At 69.6% G+C, this 18,325-nt stretch carries 17 protein-coding genes; 7 read left to right on the forward strand and 10 right to left on the reverse strand.

What is annotated here, in order from left to right; genetic code table 11:
* Positions 1 to 1,029, reverse strand: coding sequence for a 1-aminocyclopropane-1-carboxylate deaminase (locus tag GA707_RS09185; protein ID WP_152178113.1), 1,029 nt, complete (start codon positions 1,027 to 1,029; stop codon positions 1 to 3).
* Between the two features lie 68 nt (positions 1,030 to 1,097).
* On the opposite strand from GA707_RS09185, the gene GA707_RS09190 reads away from it, so the two are divergent.
* Positions 1,098 to 1,979: an oxygenase MpaB family protein gene (locus tag GA707_RS09190; RefSeq protein WP_152178114.1), complete on the forward strand. Its 882-nt coding sequence runs from the start codon at positions 1,098 to 1,100 to the stop codon at positions 1,977 to 1,979.
* Between the two features lie 158 nt (positions 1,980 to 2,137).
* A complete protein-coding gene (locus GA707_RS21610; RefSeq protein WP_152178115.1) occupies positions 2,138 to 5,182 on the forward strand; it encodes a S8 family serine peptidase in 3,045 nt (1,014 codons plus the stop codon).
* Between the two features lie 70 nt (positions 5,183 to 5,252).
* Here the strand turns inward: GA707_RS21610 and GA707_RS09200 are convergent, their stop codons facing one another.
* From GA707_RS09200 to GA707_RS09225, 6 genes are all read right to left on the reverse strand, one after another.
* Entirely contained in the window at positions 5,253 to 6,290 is a 1,038-nt protein-coding gene (locus GA707_RS09200; RefSeq protein WP_152178116.1) for an aspartate-semialdehyde dehydrogenase, read from the reverse strand.
* A 25-nt stretch (positions 6,291 to 6,315) separates the two neighbouring features.
* Positions 6,316 to 7,959: a BCCT family transporter gene (locus GA707_RS09205; RefSeq protein ID WP_226963661.1), complete on the reverse strand. Its 1,644-nt coding sequence runs from the start codon at positions 7,957 to 7,959 to the stop codon at positions 6,316 to 6,318.
* A 177-nt stretch (positions 7,960 to 8,136) separates the two neighbouring features.
* The gene (gene era / locus GA707_RS09210) at positions 8,137 to 9,060 is read right to left on the reverse strand and encodes a GTPase Era (protein ID WP_193315268.1); all 924 of its coding nucleotides are present in this window, start codon (positions 9,058 to 9,060) and stop codon (positions 8,137 to 8,139) included.
* On the reverse strand, positions 9,053 to 9,568 hold the full coding sequence (ybeY, locus tag GA707_RS09215) for an rRNA maturation RNase YbeY (protein WP_193315249.1): 516 nt from the start codon (positions 9,566 to 9,568) through the stop codon (positions 9,053 to 9,055). The genes era and ybeY overlap by 8 nt, the downstream gene beginning before the upstream one ends.
* Positions 9,565 to 10,695, reverse strand: coding sequence for a PhoH family protein (locus tag GA707_RS09220; protein ID WP_152178118.1), 1,131 nt, complete (start codon positions 10,693 to 10,695; stop codon positions 9,565 to 9,567). Before GA707_RS09220 ends, ybeY begins: the two co-directional genes overlap by 4 nt.
* A gap of 37 nt (positions 10,696 to 10,732) precedes the next feature.
* Positions 10,733 to 11,107, reverse strand: a complete 375-nt coding sequence (locus GA707_RS09225; protein ID WP_152178119.1) for an HIT domain-containing protein — start codon at positions 11,105 to 11,107, stop codon at positions 10,733 to 10,735.
* A gap of 71 nt (positions 11,108 to 11,178) precedes the next feature.
* Here GA707_RS09225 and GA707_RS09230 point away from each other — a divergent pair, with 71 nt between their 5' ends.
* A complete protein-coding gene (locus GA707_RS09230) occupies positions 11,179 to 11,727 on the forward strand; it encodes a SigE family RNA polymerase sigma factor (protein ID WP_226963662.1) in 549 nt (182 codons plus the stop codon).
* 1 nt (position 11,728) lies between these two features.
* Positions 11,729 to 12,871, forward strand: coding sequence for a Gmad2 immunoglobulin-like domain-containing protein (locus GA707_RS09235; protein WP_152178120.1), 1,143 nt, complete (start codon positions 11,729 to 11,731; stop codon positions 12,869 to 12,871).
* 38 nt (positions 12,872 to 12,909) lie between these two features.
* Here the strand turns inward: GA707_RS09235 and GA707_RS09240 are convergent, their stop codons facing one another.
* The 3 genes from GA707_RS09240 to hrcA all read right to left on the reverse strand — a co-directional run bounded on the left by GA707_RS09240 (position 12,910) and on the right by hrcA (position 15,907).
* Positions 12,910 to 13,656 carry a 16S rRNA (uracil(1498)-N(3))-methyltransferase gene (locus GA707_RS09240; protein WP_152178121.1) on the reverse strand — a complete coding sequence of 249 codons (747 nt, stop codon included), beginning with the start codon at positions 13,654 to 13,656 and terminating at the stop codon, positions 12,910 to 12,912.
* 5 nt (positions 13,657 to 13,661) lie between these two features.
* Positions 13,662 to 14,789: a molecular chaperone DnaJ gene (gene dnaJ, locus GA707_RS09245; protein ID WP_152178122.1), complete on the reverse strand. Its 1,128-nt coding sequence runs from the start codon at positions 14,787 to 14,789 to the stop codon at positions 13,662 to 13,664.
* 86 nt (positions 14,790 to 14,875) lie between these two features.
* A complete protein-coding gene (hrcA, locus tag GA707_RS09250) occupies positions 14,876 to 15,907 on the reverse strand; it encodes a heat-inducible transcriptional repressor HrcA (RefSeq protein WP_152178123.1) in 1,032 nt (343 codons plus the stop codon).
* Positions 15,908 to 16,029: 122 nt separating this feature from the next.
* Here hrcA and GA707_RS09255 point away from each other — a divergent pair, with 122 nt between their 5' ends.
* The 3 genes from GA707_RS09255 to GA707_RS09265 all read left to right on the forward strand — a co-directional run bounded on the left by GA707_RS09255 (position 16,030) and on the right by GA707_RS09265 (position 18,323).
* Positions 16,030 to 16,917 (forward strand): DUF3097 family protein, encoded by an 888-nt coding sequence (locus GA707_RS09255; RefSeq protein WP_226963663.1) that lies wholly within the window; start codon positions 16,030 to 16,032, stop codon positions 16,915 to 16,917.
* An 11-nt stretch (positions 16,918 to 16,928) separates the two neighbouring features.
* A complete protein-coding gene (locus GA707_RS21230) occupies positions 16,929 to 17,717 on the forward strand; it encodes a DUF4870 domain-containing protein (RefSeq protein ID WP_226963664.1) in 789 nt (262 codons plus the stop codon).
* A gap of 189 nt (positions 17,718 to 17,906) precedes the next feature.
* Positions 17,907 to 18,323, forward strand: a complete 417-nt coding sequence (locus GA707_RS09265; protein WP_152178124.1) for a DUF4870 domain-containing protein — start codon at positions 17,907 to 17,909, stop codon at positions 18,321 to 18,323.
* The last annotated feature ends 2 nt before the right edge of the window (positions 18,324 to 18,325 follow it).

Below are 18,325 nucleotides of genomic sequence, written 5' to 3' on the forward strand. Positions count from 1 at the left end.
TCATTCCTGTCCCGGCCAGAGGCGGTGGTAGGCGTTGATGGCGGGCTGACCGCCGAGGTGCGCGTAGAGAACGGTCGAGTCGGACGGGATCTCGCGATCCCGGACGAGGTCGATGAGTCCGGCCATCGACTTGCCCTCGTACACCGGGTCGATGATGACACCCTCAAGCCGTCCGGTGAGGTTGATCGCCTCGATGGTGCTCTCGTCCGGGATGCCGTACAGCTCGCCCGCCCATCCCTCGAGGACGGTGATCTCGTCGTCGCGCAGATCCCGCTGGAGCCCGATGAGCTCGGCCGTGTTCCGGGCGATCCGACCGACCTGGTCGCGGGTCTTCTCGATGGTCGCCGAGGCGTCGATCCCGAGGACGCGGCGGCGCACTCCCGTGAGGTCCTCCAACGCCGCGAACCCGGCGATCATCCCCGCGTGGGTCGAGCCGGTCACGGTGCAGACGACGATCGTGTCGAAGGTGACCCCGAGCTGCTTCTCCTGCTCGGCCACCTCGAAGGCCCAGTTCGCGAAGCCGAGTCCGCCGAGTGGGTGCTCGCTGGCCCCGGCCGGGATGCCGTAGGGCTTGCCCCCGCCGGCCTCGACCTCGTCGAGAGCGTCCTGCCAGGACGTGCGGATGCCGATGTCGAAGCCGGACGGGTCGAGGCGGCTGTCGGCCCCCATGATGCGGGACAGGAGGAGGTTGCCCACCTTGTCGTTCACCGGGTCCTCCCACGGCACCCACTTCTCCTGGACGAGCCGGCACTTCAGCCCCAGGTGGGCCGCGACAGCGGCGACCTGACGGGTGTGGTTGGACTGGTATCCGCCGATCGAGACGAGAGTGTCGGCACCGGAGGCGAGGACGTCGGGGACGATGTACTCGAGCTTGCGGGTCTTGTTTCCGCCAAACGCCAGACCGCTGTTGCAGTCCTCCCGCTTGGCCCACACCTGCGCCCCGCCCAGGTGCTCGGAGAGCCGACGCAGAGGGTGGACCGGACTCGGCCCGAAGGTCAGGGGGTGCCTGGGGAAACTGTCGAGGCGCATGGGGGCAGCGTAGGGCCGGGGTCGCTGCCGCGTCTCCCGTCTCCCGCACACCGGGACAGGATGGGGGTATGCCGCTCGCTCACCTCCGCCGTCGCGCCGGGATGGCGCTGCGCGCCAAGGTCGCTGGCGAGAACCCGTCCGAGCGGGCCGGTCGGGTGTGGGGTGCTGTCGGCGAACGCTGGTTCACCGAGACGGACCCGATCTGGCGGGTCCATGCCGACGCCGCGATGTTCCCGGGCGGGATCCGCTCATTGCTGCTGCAGAGCCTGCATCCCTTGGCGATGGCCGGGGTCGACCAGCACTCCGACTACCGGAGCGAGCCGTGGGTACGGGTCAGCAATACCTCGTTCTTCATCGCCCAGACGACCTTCGGAACGATAGAGAACGCCGAGAGGATGATCGGCGCCGTCCGGGCGATGCACGAGCGGGTCGTCGGCGTCGCGCCGGACGGCCGCGAGTACCGCGCGAGCGACCCGCACCTGCTCATGTGGGTGCACGTGGCCGAGATCGAGACGTTCCTGACCTCGTTCCAGATGTTCTCGCGCACTCCGCTGAGCCCGGCGGAGGCGGACACCTATGTCGAGCAGACCGCCCACGTCGCGCGGCTGCTCGGCGTCGTCGACCCCCCGCTCACGGTCGCCGACCTGCACGGGGTGATCGACGCATACCGGCCGGAGCTGCAGGTGACAGAAGCCGCGCGGCGGGCGGCGCACTTCCTGCTGCACGAGCCGCCGGTCTCCGGCGTCGAGAACCTCGGCTACCACGCGTTGGCGTCCGCTGCGGTGCGAACGCTGCAGCCGTGGGCGCGCGCGATGCTCGGGCTGAGGACGGCTCCGGTCCCCGATGACCTGGCGTTGCGTCTGCTCGGTCGACCGACGGTCGGACTCGTCCGATGGGTCCTCACCGATCCCGGGGTCACCCGGGACCACGAGGTGGGGCACGCAGCGTAAAACCGCAGGTCAGGAGCCGGTAATGGGCTGGCAAAATCTCTTCGTTTTCGGCGCGGGGAGCCGATTTTCGTGCCAAGGTGTGCTCTTGTGCCATCCAGATCCGGGTGAGCGCGGGAGACCAAGGACGCCGATCCGGCGTCCATCTCGAAGGAGCACACATGCACAGACGAGCCATAGCCATGGCTGCAGCGAGCGCGACAGCTGTGGGCATGCTGGCCACGATGGCGCCGGCCACCGCGGCGCCCAAAGAGGGCGCGGAGAAGCCCTACGTCGTCATCATGGCGGCCGAGCCCGCCCTGGCCTATGACGGCGGGGTGTCCGGCATCCCGGCCACGCAGCCGGCACCGGGGAAGAAGATCAACCCACGGGCCGCCAACGTCAAGAAGTACCGCGCCCATCTGGAGAAGAAGCAGAGGGAGACTCTCAGTGCCTCCGGAATCAAGGCAGAGCCCCGCAACCAGATCACCCTGGCCGTCAACGCGTTCGCTGTGAGCCTCACGCCGACGGAGGCCCAGAAGCTGTCCCTCGCCAAGGGAGTCGCTCAGGTGCAGGAGGACGTGCTCAAGCAGAAGCAGACGGATGTCTCGCCCACCTTCCTCGGCCTCGACGGCAAGAAGGAGGCCTGGGCTACGGGATACACAGGCAAGGGTGTCGTGGTCGGGGTCATCGACTCCGGCATCTGGCCGGAGCACCCCTCCTTCGCCGACCCCGGCGGCCTCCCCGCGCACGATCAGACCGTGCCATGCGAGTTCGGCGACGCGGATGCACAAGCGCACAACCCGCTCGACAAGCCGTTCACCTGCCAGAACAAGCTCATCGGCGCGCGCGACATGACGGCCACTTACAAGGAACTCACCGGCCTGACGGACCAGGAGTACGACTCTGCCCGTGACTCCGACGGGCACGGCACCCACACGGCATCGACGGCCGCCGGTAACCGCGACGTCGAGGCCGCCATCTTCGGCATCGACCGCGGCACCGTGAGCGGCGTCGCCCCCGAGGCCGGCATCATCGCCTACAAGGGTCTCGGAGCTCTCGGTGGATACAGTTCCGACCTCGCCGCCGCCATCGACCAGGCGGTGGAGGACGGGGTCGACGTCATCAACTACTCGATCGGGTCGGCCAGCCCCGCCCTTGGCCCCGACGACCTCGCCTTCCTCTTCGCAGCTCAGGCCGGGGTGTTCGTTGCGACGTCGGCGGGCAACGCCGGTCCCGGGGCGAGCACGATCGGTTCGCCGGCCGCGGTGCCGTGGCTGACCACCGTCGGGGCGAGCACGCACAACCGGACTTTCGAGGCGACGGCCACTGTAGGCGCCGCGCCCTCGGACAGCGGTGACGCCACCGATGGCAAGGGCAAGGGCAAGGGTAAGGGCAAGCCCAAGGGCGGCAACGCGCAGACATTCACCGGCGCCTCCGTGACCGAGGGGGTCTCGACCACCCGCCTGGTCGACGCCGAGGACCACGGCAACCCGCTCTGTCTCACCGACGTCGACTTCACACCCTCGGTCGCCGGTGCCGTCGTGCTCTGCGCCCGCGGTGAGAACGCGCGCGTCGACAAGAGCAAGGCGGTCTGGGAGCAGGGTGGCGCGGGAATGATCCTGTACAACCAGACCGACGCCCAGGCGCTCGTCACCGACAACCACTTCCTCCCAAGTGTCCACATCACGTACTCGGACGGCATCGCGATCAAGGCCTACATCGACTCCGCCGGAGAGGGTGCCACCGCATCGCTCACCCAGGGTGAGAAGGCCGAGACGCAAGGCGACGTCATGGCCGACTTCTCCTCGCGTGGTCCCGTGGGCTCTCCGGGTGACCCGAACATCATCCGGCCCGACGTCACGGCTCCAGGAGTCAACATCCTCGCGGGCAACACGCCCACCCCGGAGACCGGCCGTCCCGGCCAGCTCTTCCAGTCCATCTCGGGCACCTCGATGTCGAGTCCGCACGTCGCAGGCCTCTATGCGCTGCTCAAGCAGGCGCACCCGGACTGGTCATCGGCGGTCGCCAAGTCCGCCGTGATGACAACGGCGCGTCAGGATGTCGTCAAGGAGGACGGCAAGACACCGGCGGACCCGTTCGACTTCGGCGCCGGCCACGTCGACCCGGGCCAGCCGAGCAAGCGCGGTTCGATCTTCGACCCGGGTATCGCATTCGATGCAGGCTTCAACGAGTATCTCGCCTACGCGTGTGGTCCCTATCCGTTCATCTTCTCCAACCCGGCGGCGACCTGCGCGAGCCTGGAGGCCGCCGGCTTCTCCACCGACCCGTCGAACTTGAACATCGCCTCGATCGGCATCGCCGAGGTGGCCGGCACCCGCACGGTCGAGCGGACGATCACGAACGTGTCCACTCGGCGCCTCGACCTCAAGGCACACGTCGACTCCCCGGCCGGGTACGCCGTTTCCGTCTCGCCGGCCCGGGTCACCCTCCGGCCGGGTGAGGACGCGACGGTCGAGGTGACCGTGACGAACCAGAGCGCGAACCTCGGCGAGTGGCGGTTCGGCTCCGTCACGTGGAAGGGCACAGGCTACGACGCCCGTATCCCGGTGGCCGTTGCCGGCACCGCCCTGAAGGCACCGGGCACGGTGAGCCACACCGGCGCATCGGGTTCCGGATCCGCCCAGATCGACTTCGGCTACACCGGGCCGTTCTCGGTCCAGGCCTTCGGCCTGGCCAAGGACACTCCACTGGCCGGCTCCGTCGGTCAGGACCCGGGCTCGGTCTTCAGCCCGTCGGACGTGGGTAACGGGGCGACTGTGCACCCGGTGGACCTCACCGGCGTCGAGTTCTGGCGGATGACGCTCAACCAGTCGGACCTCACCGGCCCGACGGCCGGCCAGGCGGACCTGGACGTGTACGTCTACGGTCCCGACGGCGCGCTCGTGGCCGACTCGGGCGCAGGGGCGACCAACGAGCTCATCGAGCTCGTCGACCCTGCGCCGGGGGTGTACCAGGTCTACGTGCACGGCTGGGCAACTGGCAACCAGACGGTGGACTACACCGCCCACACGTGGTCGGTGACGGGTCCCGCCGACACCGGCACTCTGCAGGTTACGGCTGCACCTGAAACGGCAACGATCGGCCAGGGCGGCACTGTGGAGTACAGCTGGTCCGGCGCAGAGCCAGGCACCGAGTTCGGTGTCCTGCTCTACAGCAACGGATCGAGCGAACTCGGCCGAACGCTGGTGACCGTCGACAACTGATCCCGCACTGCGATAGCGCCCCGGACCGTGAGGTCCGGGGCGCTGTCCGTCGTTCGCACGTGAGGGTGGGCTAGCTGCGCCGCTTCACGAGCTCCTCGGCGATCTGGACGGCGTTCAGTGCAGCGCCCTTGCGCAGGTTGTCGCCGACGACGAAGAGCACCAGTCCCTTGCCCTCCGGCGCGGCCTGGTCCCGCCGCACGCGCCCGACGAAGACCTCGTCCCGCCCGGTCGCCTCGAGCGGGTTCGGCACGTCGGTGACGACGACACCGGGAGCGTTCTTCAGCGCGTCGAGCGCTTCGTCCGGCGAGATGTCGTCCCTGAACTCGGCGTGGATGGCGAGCGAGTGTCCGGAGAACACCGGCACCCGCACGCACGTGCCCGAGACGCGCAGGTCGGGGATGTGGAGGATCCGTCGCGACTCGTTGCGCAGCTTCTGCTCCTCGTCGGTCTCCCCCGAGTCGTCGTCGACGAGAGAACCGGCCAAGGGGACCACGTTGAAGCCCACGGGCACCGCATACACCTGCGGGTGCGGCAACGTCAGCGAGCCTCCGTCGCGAGCGAGGTCCTTGGGATCCCCGGACGCATACCCCGCACGGAGCTGACTGTCGAGCTCGTCCAGACCCTTGCCGCCGGATCCGGACACCGCCTGGTACGACGCCACGTGCAACCGCACCAGACCCGCCAGAGCGTGCAGGGACCCGAGCACCGGCATGGCCGCCATCGTCGTGCAGTTCGGGTTGGCGACGATGCCCTTGGGGATGTCGTCCAGGTCGGCCGCGTTGACCTCCGAGACGACGAGCGGCACCTGCGGGTCCTTGCGCCAGGCGCTCGAGTTGTCGATGACCGTCGCGCCGGCGGCCGCGACCCGGGGCGCCCACTCCTTCGACGTCGACCCGCCGTTGGAGAACAGCGCGATGTCCAGACCCGAGAAGTCGGCGGTCGCCGTGTCCTCGACGGTGACCTCGCCGTCCTTCCAGGGCAGGGTCGTCCCCGCGGACCGAGCGGACGCGAAGTACCGCATCCCGGTCACGGGGAACTCCCGCTGCTCGAGCAGGTCACGCATGACCTGACCGACCTGTCCGGTGGCTCCGAAAACTCCTACACGCATGCCTGCGAGTGTATGCGGTGGCCGGCTAGGACCCGATCCGCTCCTCGAGGTGCGAGACCAGTTCGGCGCGCTCGAGCTCGCGTTGTCGACGCATGTGTCGCCCGTGCTCCCACAGCAGCGACCTCGCGGTCGAGATCATCATGAGCACCATGATGATGCTGAACGGAGCCGCGACGAGGATCGCCATCGTCTGAAGGGCGCCGAGTCCGCCGCCGCCGGCGAGCAGCAGCGCGGCCGCGATGGACCCCTCGAGCACACCCCACATGATCCGGCTCCAGACCGGCGGGTCGGTGACGCCACCGGAGGCGAGCATGTCGACGACGAAGGAGCCGGAGTCGGAGCTGGTGACGAAGAAGACGACGATCAGGAAGATCGCGATGACCGACAGCAGACCGGCGAGGGGTAGGCCGTCGAGGAGCAGGAAGAGCGCTTCGCTCGTGTTGACGCCGCCATCCTCGTTGATCATCCCGCCCTGGCCGAACAACTCGCGGTAGAGCGCCGAGCCGCCGAGGATGCTGAACCAGAGGAAGGTGACCAGTGTCGGCACGAGCAACACGCCCGTCACGAACTCGCGCACCGTGCGCCCGCGCGAGATCCGCGCGATGAAGATGCCGACGAACGGCGCCCAGCTCATCCACCAACCCCAGTAGTACGTCGTCCAGCCGGACAGCCACCCGACACCGGCCTCACCCTCGAAGGGCAGGGTGCGGAAGCTGAGTCGGATGAAGTTCTGCACGTACGAGCCGACCTGCTGCACGAAGTCGCTCAGCAGGAACACCGTCGGGCCGAGCAGCAGCACGGCGATGGCGAGGACACCGGCCAGGCCCATGTTGACGTTCGACAGATAGCGGATGCCCTTGTCCACCCCGGTCACGACCGAGACGACGGCGATCGCCGTGATGACCGCGATGAGCGCGACGAGCACCCACTCGGACGCCTCATCGATGACGCCGAGGAAGCTGAGGCCGGCGCCGATCTGCGAGACGCCGAGGCCGAGGGACGTCGCGACACCGAAGAGCGTGCCGACGATGGCCGTCACGTCGATCACGTCACCGACCCAGCCCTTGACCCGGTCGCCCAGGATGGGCTGCAGCGTCCAGCGCAGTGAGATCGGCATGCCGCGCCGGTGGACGGTGTAGGCGACGGCGAGCCCGACGACGACGTAGATCGCCCAGGCGTGCAGACCCCAGTGCAGGAAGGTCGTGTCCATCGCCTCGCGAGCGCGTGCTGCGGCGTTGTCCGGAGTGCCCGGCGGGGGCGAGGCGAAGTGGTTGAGTGGCTCGGCCACTCCCCAGAAGACCAGGCCGATACCCATACCTGCGGCAAAGAGCATCGCGAACCAGGACTTCAGGCTGAACTCCGCCTTCTCGTCGTCACGGCCCAGGACGATGTTGCCCATCGGGGAGAGCGCCACCCATACCGAGAAGATCACGAACACCGCGACCAGCAGCACGTAGTACCACCCGAGATCCCCGACGATCGTGCCGTTCAGGGTGCTGAGCACCTCACCCATCTGCTCAGGCGCGGCGAAGGCCAGCGCGAGGAAGACGACGAGTGCACCGAGGGCCGGCCAGAACACCCGTGGCGCCGTGATGCGGCGCCCGCTGTCGGGTGGCGAGGCGGTGCGGGTCGATCCGGACAGGGGCTCGTCGGTATGCGGCGTAGGCACGCGCAGATCCTCTCGAGTGGGTCTGTGATGGGTGGGACAACCTTTCCACCGTTACACAAAGCCAGCACAAGAGTCGACTTGCGCTGTGCACGAATCTGTATTCGGTACCCACCGATACCGATCAGAAACCCCTCAAAATGAGCGCAGCTGGGGAGGATCCGCCGCCTCCGACTCGGCTCAGAACCCCAGGCGTTGCAGCTGCTTGGGGTCCCGCTGCCAGTCCTTGGCGACCTTGACATGCAGGTCGAGGTAGACCCGCTGGCCGAGCAGCTTCTCGATCCCTCGTCGGGCCGTAGCGCCCACCTCCTTCAGCCGCGAGCCGCCACGACCGATGATGATGGCCTTCTGCGAGCTGCGCTCGACGAAGACGTTGACCCGGACGTCGACCATCGGGGAGTCCTTCGGGCGGTCCTCGCGGGGGACGATCTCCTCGACGACGACGGCGAGGCTGTGCGGCAGCTCGTCCCGCACGCCTTCGAGCGCCGCTTCGCGGACGAGCTCGGCGATCATGACGATGTCCGGCTCGTCGGTGATCGTCTCGGGTGGGTAGAGCGGCCCGGGCGATGGGGGCAGATAGCCGGTGAGCACCTCGGCGACGTCGTCGATCTGCTCGAACGTCGTCGCCGAGCAGGGCACGATGGCCGCCCAGTCACCGAGCTGGTCGATGGCGATGAGGTGCTCGGCGAGCCGACCCCGGTCGACGAGGTCGCTCTTGGTCGCGATGGCCACGACCGGGGTCTTCTTGGCCAGCTGCAGCTCGGCGAGCTCGCGGGCGATGAACTGGTCACCGGGTCCGACCCGCTGGTCGCTCGGCAGGACGAACCCCACGACGTCGACATTGAGCAGCGTCTCGCGGACGAGGTCGTTGAGTCGCTCGCCGAGGAGGGTCCGCGGCTTGTGGAGCCCCGGGGTGTCGACGAGGACGAGCTGGCTCGTCGGCGTGGTCCTGATCCCCCGGATCGTGTGTCGCGTCGTCTGCGGCTTGCTCGAGGTGATCGCGACCTTCTCGCCTACCAGGGCGTTCGTCAGTGTCGACTTGCCGGCGTTCGGACGGCCGACGAGGCACGCGAATCCGGCTACATATGAAGGGGACTCACTCACTGCGGTCCTCCCGGTCGGAGAGGAACGGTAGAGGTGCGACTCCCTCACCGGTGCGGCCGCGGGTGGCGAGGAAGGTGAGCAGGAGCTGGCGCTGGAGCTCGAACATCTCCTTCTCCTCCTCGGGCTCGCCGTGGTCATAGCCCAGGAGGTGCAGGATGCCGTGGACCGTGAGCAGCAGGACCTCCTCCTCCAGTGCGTGTCCGGCCCTGGCGGCCTGCTCGGCGGCCACCGAGGGGCAGAGGACGACATCGCCGAGCATGCCGGGCTCGGGCTCCTCGCCGGAGCGTCCGGGCGTGAGCTCGTCCATGGGGAAGCTCATGACGTCTGTCGGGCCCGGCAGGTCCATCCACTGGACGTGCAGCGTCTCCATGGCCGCCTCGTCGATGAGCCTGATGCACAGCTCGGTCTGCGGGTGCAGGTGCATCTCACGCATGACGTAACGGGCGCACTCGACGAGCTCGAGCTCGTCGACCGTGCTCTCGGTCTCGTTGAGGACCTCGACGCTCATGCCGGATCGATGTCCTTCCGGCGCTCCACCCGCCTGCGGTCGGAGCCGCGGTCAGGGTGTCGTCCGGAGTGCTCCTTTGCATCCCAGATGCCATAAGCGTCGACGATGGCCCCGACCAGCCGATGCCGGACCACGTCGCGGGCGGTGAGCTCGCTGAAGTGGACGTCCTCGAGGCCGTCGAGGATCTCGCGGACGACCCGCAGCCCGCTCTTGACACCGCCGGGGAGGTCGACCTGGGTGATGTCACCCGTCACGACCATCTTCGAGCCGAACCCGAGGCGGGTCAGGAACATCTTCATCTGCTCGGGAGAGGTGTTCTGGGCCTCGTCGAGGATGATGAACGCGTCGTTCAGAGTCCTTCCACGCATATACGCCAGCGGCGCGACCTCGATCGTGCCCGAGGCCATCAGGCGCGGGATCGACTCCGGGTCGATCATGTCGTGGAGCGCGTCGTAGAGCGGCCGCAGATAGGGGTCGATCTTGTCGGTCAGCGTGCCGGGGAGGAATCCCAGCCGCTCCCCCGCCTCGACCGCCGGCCGGGTCAGGAGGATCCGGTTGACCTGCTTGGCCTGCAGAGCCGCGACGGCCTTGGCCATCGCGAGGTAGGTCTTGCCGGTGCCCGCCGGGCCGATGCCGAAGACGATGGTGTTGGTGTCGATGGCGTCGACGTACTGTTTCTGGCCGAGCGTCTTCGGCCGAATCGTGCGCCCCCGGTTGGAGACGATGTTCTGGGTGAGCACTTCCGCAGGACGCTCGCGGGTCTGGTCGCGCAGCATGTGGACCGAACGCTCCACGGCGTCGCGGTTGATCGGCTGACCGGCGGCGAGGACCTCGAGCAGCTCGTCGATGAGCCGCTCGACGAGGGCCACCTCGTCCCCGGGTCCGGTCAGGTAGATCTCGTTGCCGCGCACGTGGACGACCACGCGGGGGAACAGCCGCTCCATCGTGCGGAGCATCTCGTCACGCGGCCCGAGGAGAGTGACCATCTCGACGTCCGGCGGGATGACGACGGTGTGCGTCGGAAGGCGCCGGCCCTGCGGATCCTGGTCGGCGTGGGAGTCGTCGCCGGTCGGGCTGGTCTGATCCGGGCTGGTCTGGTCGCTGGCCTCAGCGGTGGGTTCAGTCATCGTGCTCGCAGTCTAGGTCCTCGCACGGACATCGCTCTCAGCCCGGAGGCCACGCGAGCTGCCGTCCTCCGAGCAGGTGGAGGTGGGTGTGAAAGACCGACTGCCCCGCATCGGGTCCGGTGTTGAAGACCATCCGGTAGCCCTGTTCCAGCTCCTCATCCTTGGCCACCTGCACGGCGAGCGAGACCACCGCATCCAAGCCACCGGCGGCCGCCGTCTCGGCGGCGGTGGCCGCGTGGTGGCGGGGAATGACCAGGACGTGGGTCGGGGCCTGGGGGTTGAGGTCGCGGAAGGCGATGGCGTGCTCGCTCGTGGCGACGACCTGCGCGGGCACCTCGCCCTCGACGATGGAGCAGAACAGACAGTGCGGGTCGCGTGCGGGACCGTCCGCCGACGATTGACCGGGACTCATGGCACCTAGTCAACACGACACGTCAACCGATTGCCCTGCTCAGGAGTGCAGTGCACGTGACAATGGCCACCGTGAGCGGTCCGCGAGCGCTCAGCCCGGCGGATGCCGGGGTGAGCGACCTGTATGCGGCGCACTGGCACTCGCTGGTGCGCCTCGCATACCTGATGGTCCACGACGTGACCCTGGCCGAGGACATCGTGCAGGACGCCCTGGTGACCGTGCACCAACGGTGGAACAGCCTGCGCGACCCGCACGCTGCTCTCGGGTATGTGCGGCGCACCGTGGTCAACAGCGCCCGGTCCGCGCTGCGGCACCAGGGCGTCGTCGACCGGTATGCGCGGCGCACCGACGAGGACCACGTCGGCGTGAGTGCGGAGCAGACCGCCCTCGACCACGCCGAGCACGACGAGATGTTGCGGGCTCTCGGGGAACTGTCCGCGAAGCAACGCGAGGTGCTCATCCTGCGCTACTACGGCGACCTGACCGAGGCCGAGATCGCCGACGCCCTGGGGATCAGCCGCGGGGCGGTCAAGACGCACGCCCACCGAGGGCTCGCGCACCTGCGCTCGCTGATCCCCGACTCCGGAGCCGGGAACGGCCGCCCGCTAGGAGGAGAGTGACATGCGCGACGACGACGTGACCCCGCGTCACGGCGAGCACGACCTCGAGGCGAGACTGCGGGCCGCACTCCACGCTCATGCCCACCGGGCCACGCCCGGGTACCGGCTCGAGTCCATCTTGACCGAGGCCGGTGCGGTCGCGAGCCCCCCACGACGCACCGGCTGGTGGGCGGCCGCTGCGGTCGCGGCCGCTGCCCTGCTCCTCGTGGCTCTCCTGGTCCCGGGACTGCTCCGCGGGTCCCCCGATGCCGCGCCCGTCGTCCCTGCCGCGACGCCGACCGGCTCGGTAACCGCGGAGCCGACCACGGAACCGACACCGGAACCGACGGCATCGCCGACCGCGACCTCGGAGCCCACGAGCACCGAGCAGCCGACACCCGACGAGTCGGTCGCCGCACTCCCCGTCTACCTCGCCGCGCAGATCGGTGACGACCTCCGGATGGTCCGCCTGTACCGCGAGTGGGTCAACGTCGAGGGCGTCACGCGTGATGCTCCGGTGCAGGCGCGGGCGCGGGCGGCGCTGCAGACGGCTCTGAGCGGGTCGGCACCGGGCACCGACGGCTATCTGGACATCTGGGACGGGGTCACCCTCGAGGACGTCGAAGTAGGCACCGACCGGATCACCGTGACCGTGAACGGCCCCGGTCCGGCGTCGGTCGACGACGACTCGGCCCGGATCGGCGTACAGCAACTGGTGTGGACCGCCCAGGCCGCCGTCGGTGAAGGGCCCGTGCCGGTGCGGTTCGTAGTCTCGAACGGATCGGACCAGCTCTTCGGGCGGCTGTCGACCGACCGCGACTACAACCGACCGGCGTCCACCGACCTGTACTACGAGGACCTCGCCCCCATCTGGATCAACGACCCCACTCGGGGCCAGGTGATCGACGGCGCTGACGTCGTGGTCTCCGGCGAGGCCACGACGTTCGAGGGCGCCTTCTCGTGGGAGCTGATCGATGCGACCGACGGCACGGTGCTTCGGTCCGGCACCGGCCAGGCGAGCGCGGGCGGTCCCGCTCGAGGGACGTACGAGATCGCGCTCGGCGACCTCACCGCGGGCGACTACCAGATCCGGGTGTTCGAGCTCAGCGCGAAGGACGGCACGAGCGTCTCAGCGGAGCGCACGATCCCGTTCACCGTGCGCTGACCGGCCTGCGACGGTGGGATGCCTCACCCGCTGTGGCCTCACCCGCTCCGGCGCCACCGACCGGCGGCGCTGATGACGGCCAGCGCCGCCGGACCCGCGGAGGAGCTCCGCAGCACCGTGCCCCCCAACCGGACCGGCACAGCGCCAGCGGCCTCCAACGCCGCCAGCTCCTCGGGAGCGATCCCGCCCTCGGGACCGACCACGACGAGGACCTCGCCAGCGGCGGGCAGTGGCGCCCCGGCCAGTGGCGTGCGCGCCTCCTCGTGGAGCACGAAGGTGGCGTCGGCCACGGCCGTCCGGCGGACCAGAGCGCTGGTGTCGACCAGTGTCTCCACGTCGGGGAAGCGGGCGCGTCGGGACTGCTTGGCCGCCGCATACACCTGGTCGACCCACTTGCGGCGCGCCTTCTCACCGCGCGGCCCACGCCACTGGACGATGCTGCGCGCCGCCTGCCAGGGCACGATCGCGTCGACGCCGAGCTCGGTCGCGGCCTCGACCGCCTGGTCGTCCCGGTCGCCCTTGGCCAGCGCCTGGACGAGGACCAGCCGCGGGGACGGCAGCGGCTCCTCCTCGACATGTTCCACCCGCACGGTCAGCTCGGCGCCGTGGACCGTCTCGACTAGGCCCACCGCGCGGCGCCCCCTCCCGTCGACGAGGTCGACGCGTTCACCCGGTCCGATCCGGCGCACCACCGCCGCATGACGCCCCTCCGGCCCGGCGAGGACCACCGAGGACCCGACCGCGGCGAACCGGTCCGGCTCGAGCACGAAGACGGGGCGGCTCATGGGGGTCAGCGGGCCTTGAACGCGTCCCGGAGCTTGCCGAACAGACCGGTGTCGGCCGGCGCAACCCGCCCGGTCGGCCGCTCCTCGCCCCGCGCCGAGGCGAGCTGCCGGAGGAGGTCCTCCTGCTGCGCGTCGAGCCGGGTCGGGGTGCGGACGTCGACGTGGACGATGATGTCGCCCCGGCCGTTGCCGCGCAGGTGCGTGACGCCCAGCCCCCGCAACGTGATGGTCTCGCCGGGCTGGGTGCCGGCGCCGAGCTCGATCATCCGCTCGCCGTCGAACGTCTCGAGCGGCAGGGTCGCCCCCAGGGCGGCGGCCGTCATCGGCACGATGATGCTGGCGTGCAGGTCGTCACCGCGCCGGGTGTAGCTGTGGTGCGGGAGGACCCGGACCTCGACGTAGAGGTCGCCGGGAGGACCGCCCCCCGGCCCGACCTCACCCTCGCCCTGGAGCTGGATCCGGGTCCCGGTGTCCACGCCGGCGGGCACCCGGATGCGCATCGTACGGCGCTCGCGGACGCGGCCGTCACCGCTGCAGTCGTGGCAGGGGTAGCTGATGATGTCGCCGTGACCCTGGCAGGCCATGCAGGGGCGGGTCGTCATGACCTGTCCGAGGAAGCTCCGCTGCACCTGCTGGGTCTCACCCCGGCCACCGCAGATGTCACAGGTGCGTCGGCCGGTTCCCGGCTGGGAGCCTTCGCCGTGACACGTGCCGCAGACGACCGCCGTGTCGATGACGAGCTCGCTCTCGCCGCCGAAGACGGCCGTCGCGAGGTCGATGTCCTGGCGGACCAGACCGTCCTGCCCGCGCTGCTGGCGGGGGCGGGGCCCCCGGCCGGGACCACCGCCGGCGCCCGCACCGAAGAAGGCGTCCATGATGTCGCTGAAGGAGAAGCCCTGCCCGAAGCCCGGGGCACCCGACGCATACGGGTCGGCACCCATGTCGTAGGCCTGACGCTTCTCGGGGTCGGCGAGCACGTCGTAGGCCTGGGAGACCTTCTTGAACTGCTCCTCCGCCTCCGGGCCGGGGTTGACGTCCGGGTGCAGCTTGCGGGCGGCTCGCCGGTAGGCGCGCTTGATGTCCTCGGCCGTCGCGTCCCGCGACACGCCGAGCTCGGCGTAGTAGTCGTTCAACGGTGTCCTTGTCTGGGTTGCCTGTGGGTCCTGGTCGTCTGCCGGTCCGCGGTGTCGGTCGCTGTGTGTCCGCTCGCCTGAGGCCGTCAGTCGGCGAGGATCCTGCTCACGTAGGTTGCCACGGCGCGCACCGCGGCCATAGCACTGGGGTAGTCCATCCGGGTGGGGCCCACGACGCCGAGGCCGGCGACGAGATCGGCGCCCGGACCGTAGCCGGAGGTGACCATCGAGGTCGTCTGCAGCTCGGCGAACGGGTTCTCGTGCCCGATCCGCACGGCGAGGGTGTCCGCGCTCTCCCCCGCGGTGCTCAGGAGCTTGAGGAGGATGACGTGCTGCTCGAGCGCCTCGAGCACGTCATAGAGGTGCGTGGGGAAGTCCATGCCGGAGCGGGCCAGGTTGGCCGTGCCCGCCATGACGACCCGCTCCTCACGCTCGGGGACGAGCGCGTCGTCGAGCGCGGCGGTGATGGACCGGACGGTGTCGCGCTGGTCGGGCTCGAAGCCGGACGGGAGCGCCTCGAGGGCGGCCGAGGCGTCGGCCAGTCGCTTGCCGACCGTCGCCTCGTTGATCCGGGTGCGCAGGAGGGCGACGAGATCCTCCCCATCCTCGCCGTCGAGCTCGGTCGAGACCTCGACGATCCGCTGCTCGACCCGGCCTGTGTTGAGGATGAGCACGACCATGATGCGCGACCCGCCGAGCGGGACGAGCTCGAGGTGGCGAACCGTCGAGCGGGAGATCGAGGGGTACTGCATGACGGCGACCTGGCGGGTCAGGGTCGAGAGCAGCCGGACGGTGCGGTCCACGACGTCGTCGAGGTCGACCGCCCCGTCGAGGAATCGGGCGATGGCCGTCCGCTCCGCCGGGCTGAGCGGCTTGATCGTCGAGAGCCGGTCGACGAACAACCGGTATCCCGCGTCGGTCGGGATCCGACCGGCCGAGGTGTGCGGGGCGACGATCAGCCCGGCCTCCTCCAGGGCCGCCATGTCGTTGCGGACCGTCGCGGCGGAGACGCCCAGCTGGTGCCGTTCGAGCAGCGCCTTGCTCCCGACCGGCTCGGAGGTCTGGACGTAGTCCTGGACGATGGCGCGCAGCACGGCCAGTCGTCGTTCGTCGCTCATCGTCTCCTCCTCCGGTCTCGGTCGACGGGTTCCACGGTGTGGTCGCGGCGGTCTCGCCGCCGCCTGGCCCGGCCCGGCGTGGCGGGCTGGCACTCACCTTTCCCGAGTGCCAATCTTACCGGGTGACAGGCAGCACTCCCTACGGCTCACCAGCGGACCGCTACGGCGGCGACGTGCTCGCCGGCGACTGGCGCCGGGGCAGACGTCCCGTCTCGGCGCCCAGGCCGGCCGAGGTCGGACTCGTCGTCGAGGAGGTGGAGACGGGGTGGTGCGGCGCCGTCGTGCGCACCGAGAAAGCCGGCGGGGTCCACGTCGTCGTGCTCGAGGATCGCCACCGTCGCACCCGCACCTTCCCCCTCGGTCCCGGGTTCCTCGTCGACGGCACGCCCGTCGTCCTCACCGCACCCGCCGCAGCTGCGCCCCCCGCGCCAGCACGCCGCACCGCGAGCGGGTCGGTCGCGGTCCGCGGTGCTCGCGCCCGGGTCGCCCGCGGCTCGCGGATCCTCGTCGAGGGCAAGCACGATGCCGAGCTGGTGGAGAAGGTCTGGGGCGACGACCTGCGTCTCGAGGGCGTCGTCGTCGAGATGCTCGACGGCGTGGACGACCTCGAAGGCGCCATCCGAGACTTCGCGCCCGACTCGGGACGCCGACTCGGGATCCTCGTCGATCACCTGGTGCCGGGGACGAAGGAGTGGCGAGTCGTCGAACAGGCTCGGAACCTGCGCCCGTATGCGGGACACACCTTGGTCCTCGGCCACCCGTATGTCGATGTCTGGCAGTCGGTGCGCCCTGAGCGACTCGGACTGCGTGAGTGGCCGGTCATCCCCAAGGGCACGCCCTGGAAGGCGGGAATCTGCGCCCACCTCGGGTGGCCGCACGAGACCGTGGCCGACACGGCTCGCGCCTGGCGCCGGATCCTTGCGACGGTCCGCACGTATGCTGATCTGGAGCCGGCTCTCCTCGCGAGCGTCGAGGAGCTGATCGACTTCGTCACCGCTCCTGAGCACTGAGAGGACGCCCCATGAGCACAACTCCCGACCGGCCGGATCCGAACGAGCACTTCACCGAACACGAGTCGGATGAGCCGCAGGACAGCGCCGTCCCGGCCGATGGCACCGACGATGAGAACGTCCCTGCTCCGGCGACCGAGCCGATCTCCGAGACGAGTTCGGAGACCTTCTCCGACCCCACCTCCGTGGCGAGCCCGGAGACGACGTCACAGGCGAGCGAGCAGTCCGAACCTTCAGCCGCCCCGCCTCCTCCCCCACCGTCGAGCTCCAGCCCGCAGGCCGATGCGCCGGCGCCGCCGCCCCCACCGATGCCGGCTGCCGAGCAACCGTGGGCACCGCAGCCGAGCGGTCAGCCGGCCGGACCCGCGCCCGAGGCGAGCCCTGCATACGGCGCTCCCGCACCCGGCCAGACCCCGGCATACGGCGCTCCCGCTCCCGGGCCGGCCCCCGCATACGGCGCCCCGGTCGGCGCTCCGCTCAGCCCGCAGGAGGAGAAGGGCTGGTCTCTCGCCGCGCATCTGCTCGTCCTCGTCGCCGGATTCCTCGCCCCGCTGATCATCTGGCTGGTCTTCAAGGGACGGGGCCCGTTCCTCGAGCACCACGCCAAGGAGTCCCTGAACTTCCAGATCACGGTGACCATCGCCGCGATCGTCTCCGGCCTGGCGATCTTCCTCTTGATCGGCATCGTCATGATCCTCGCCCTCATCCCGTGGATGATCATCATGCCGATCATCGCCGCGGTGAAGGCGAACAACGGGGAGTGGTACCGCTATCCACTCACGCTCCGGCTGATCAAGTGAGGCGCTGATCGGCTCGTGCGCTCCATCCGACGTGGGGGCGCTCAGGATCATCCCTGAGCGCCCCCCTGCTTCGCCCCTGAACTCGCGCGGAGAAGGATTCCGTAGGGCCCGGCGTGCGCTTGACTGGATATCGAGACACCGACCCGTGAGGACAAGCCCTCACGACCCGGACCCACGAAGGAGAACACCATGAGCCAGTACGGCCAGGACCCCGGCTACCAGTCCCCCACCCCCTACCAGGCACCCGGCGCCATCTCGGGCATGTCCTCCGAGGACCGCAACCTCGGCACGATCGCGCACGTCACGCCGCTCGTGCTGATGCTGATCAGCGGCGGGCTCGCGGGATTCATCGGCTCGCTCGTCGTCTACCTGTACGCCAAGGACCGCGGCGCCGCCGCCCGTCAGTACGCCGCCGGCGCGCTGAACGCCCAGATCATGGTGTGCATCGGAGCCGCGATCTCGTACGTGCTCATGCTCGTGCTCATCGGTTTCCTCACGCTGCCGCTGGTCATCGTGTTCGGCCTCGTCGTGCACATCCTCGGCGCCATCAAGGCCAACAAGGGCGAGCCCTACAGCCCGCCGCTCACGCCCTCGTTCGTGAGCTGACG

Origin of the sequence: Nostocoides sp. F2B08 (genome assembly GCF_009184895.1) — a bacterium.
In the GTDB taxonomy this organism is placed as follows: domain Bacteria; phylum Actinomycetota; class Actinomycetes; order Actinomycetales; family Dermatophilaceae; genus F2B08.

Coding starts and splice junctions, on each gene's coding strand:
- GA707_RS09200 (WP_152178116.1), bottom strand. CDS start 6,290: ATGCGTGTAGGAGTTTTCGGAGCCACCGGACAGGTCGGTCAGGTCATG.
- GA707_RS09240 (WP_152178121.1), bottom strand. CDS start 13,656: ATGAGCCGCCCCGTCTTCGTGCTCGAGCCGGACCGGTTCGCCGCGGTC.
- GA707_RS21610 (WP_152178115.1), top strand. CDS start 2,138: ATGCACAGACGAGCCATAGCCATGGCTGCAGCGAGCGCGACAGCTGTG.
- ybeY (WP_193315249.1), bottom strand. CDS start 9,568: ATGAGCGTCGAGGTCCTCAACGAGACCGAGAGCACGGTCGACGAGCTC.
- GA707_RS09185 (WP_152178113.1), bottom strand. CDS start 1,029: ATGCGCCTCGACAGTTTCCCCAGGCACCCCCTGACCTTCGGGCCGAGT.
- GA707_RS09190 (WP_152178114.1), top strand. CDS start 1,098: ATGCCGCTCGCTCACCTCCGCCGTCGCGCCGGGATGGCGCTGCGCGCC.
- GA707_RS21230 (WP_226963664.1), top strand. CDS start 16,929: ATGAGCACAACTCCCGACCGGCCGGATCCGAACGAGCACTTCACCGAA.
- GA707_RS09265 (WP_152178124.1), top strand. CDS start 17,907: ATGAGCCAGTACGGCCAGGACCCCGGCTACCAGTCCCCCACCCCCTAC.
- GA707_RS09220 (WP_152178118.1), bottom strand. CDS start 10,695: ATGACTGAACCCACCGCTGAGGCCAGCGACCAGACCAGCCCGGATCAG.
- hrcA (WP_152178123.1), bottom strand. CDS start 15,907: ATGAGCGACGAACGACGACTGGCCGTGCTGCGCGCCATCGTCCAGGAC.
- GA707_RS09235 (WP_152178120.1), top strand. CDS start 11,729: ATGCGCGACGACGACGTGACCCCGCGTCACGGCGAGCACGACCTCGAG.
- GA707_RS09225 (WP_152178119.1), bottom strand. CDS start 11,107: ATGAGTCCCGGTCAATCGTCGGCGGACGGTCCCGCACGCGACCCGCAC.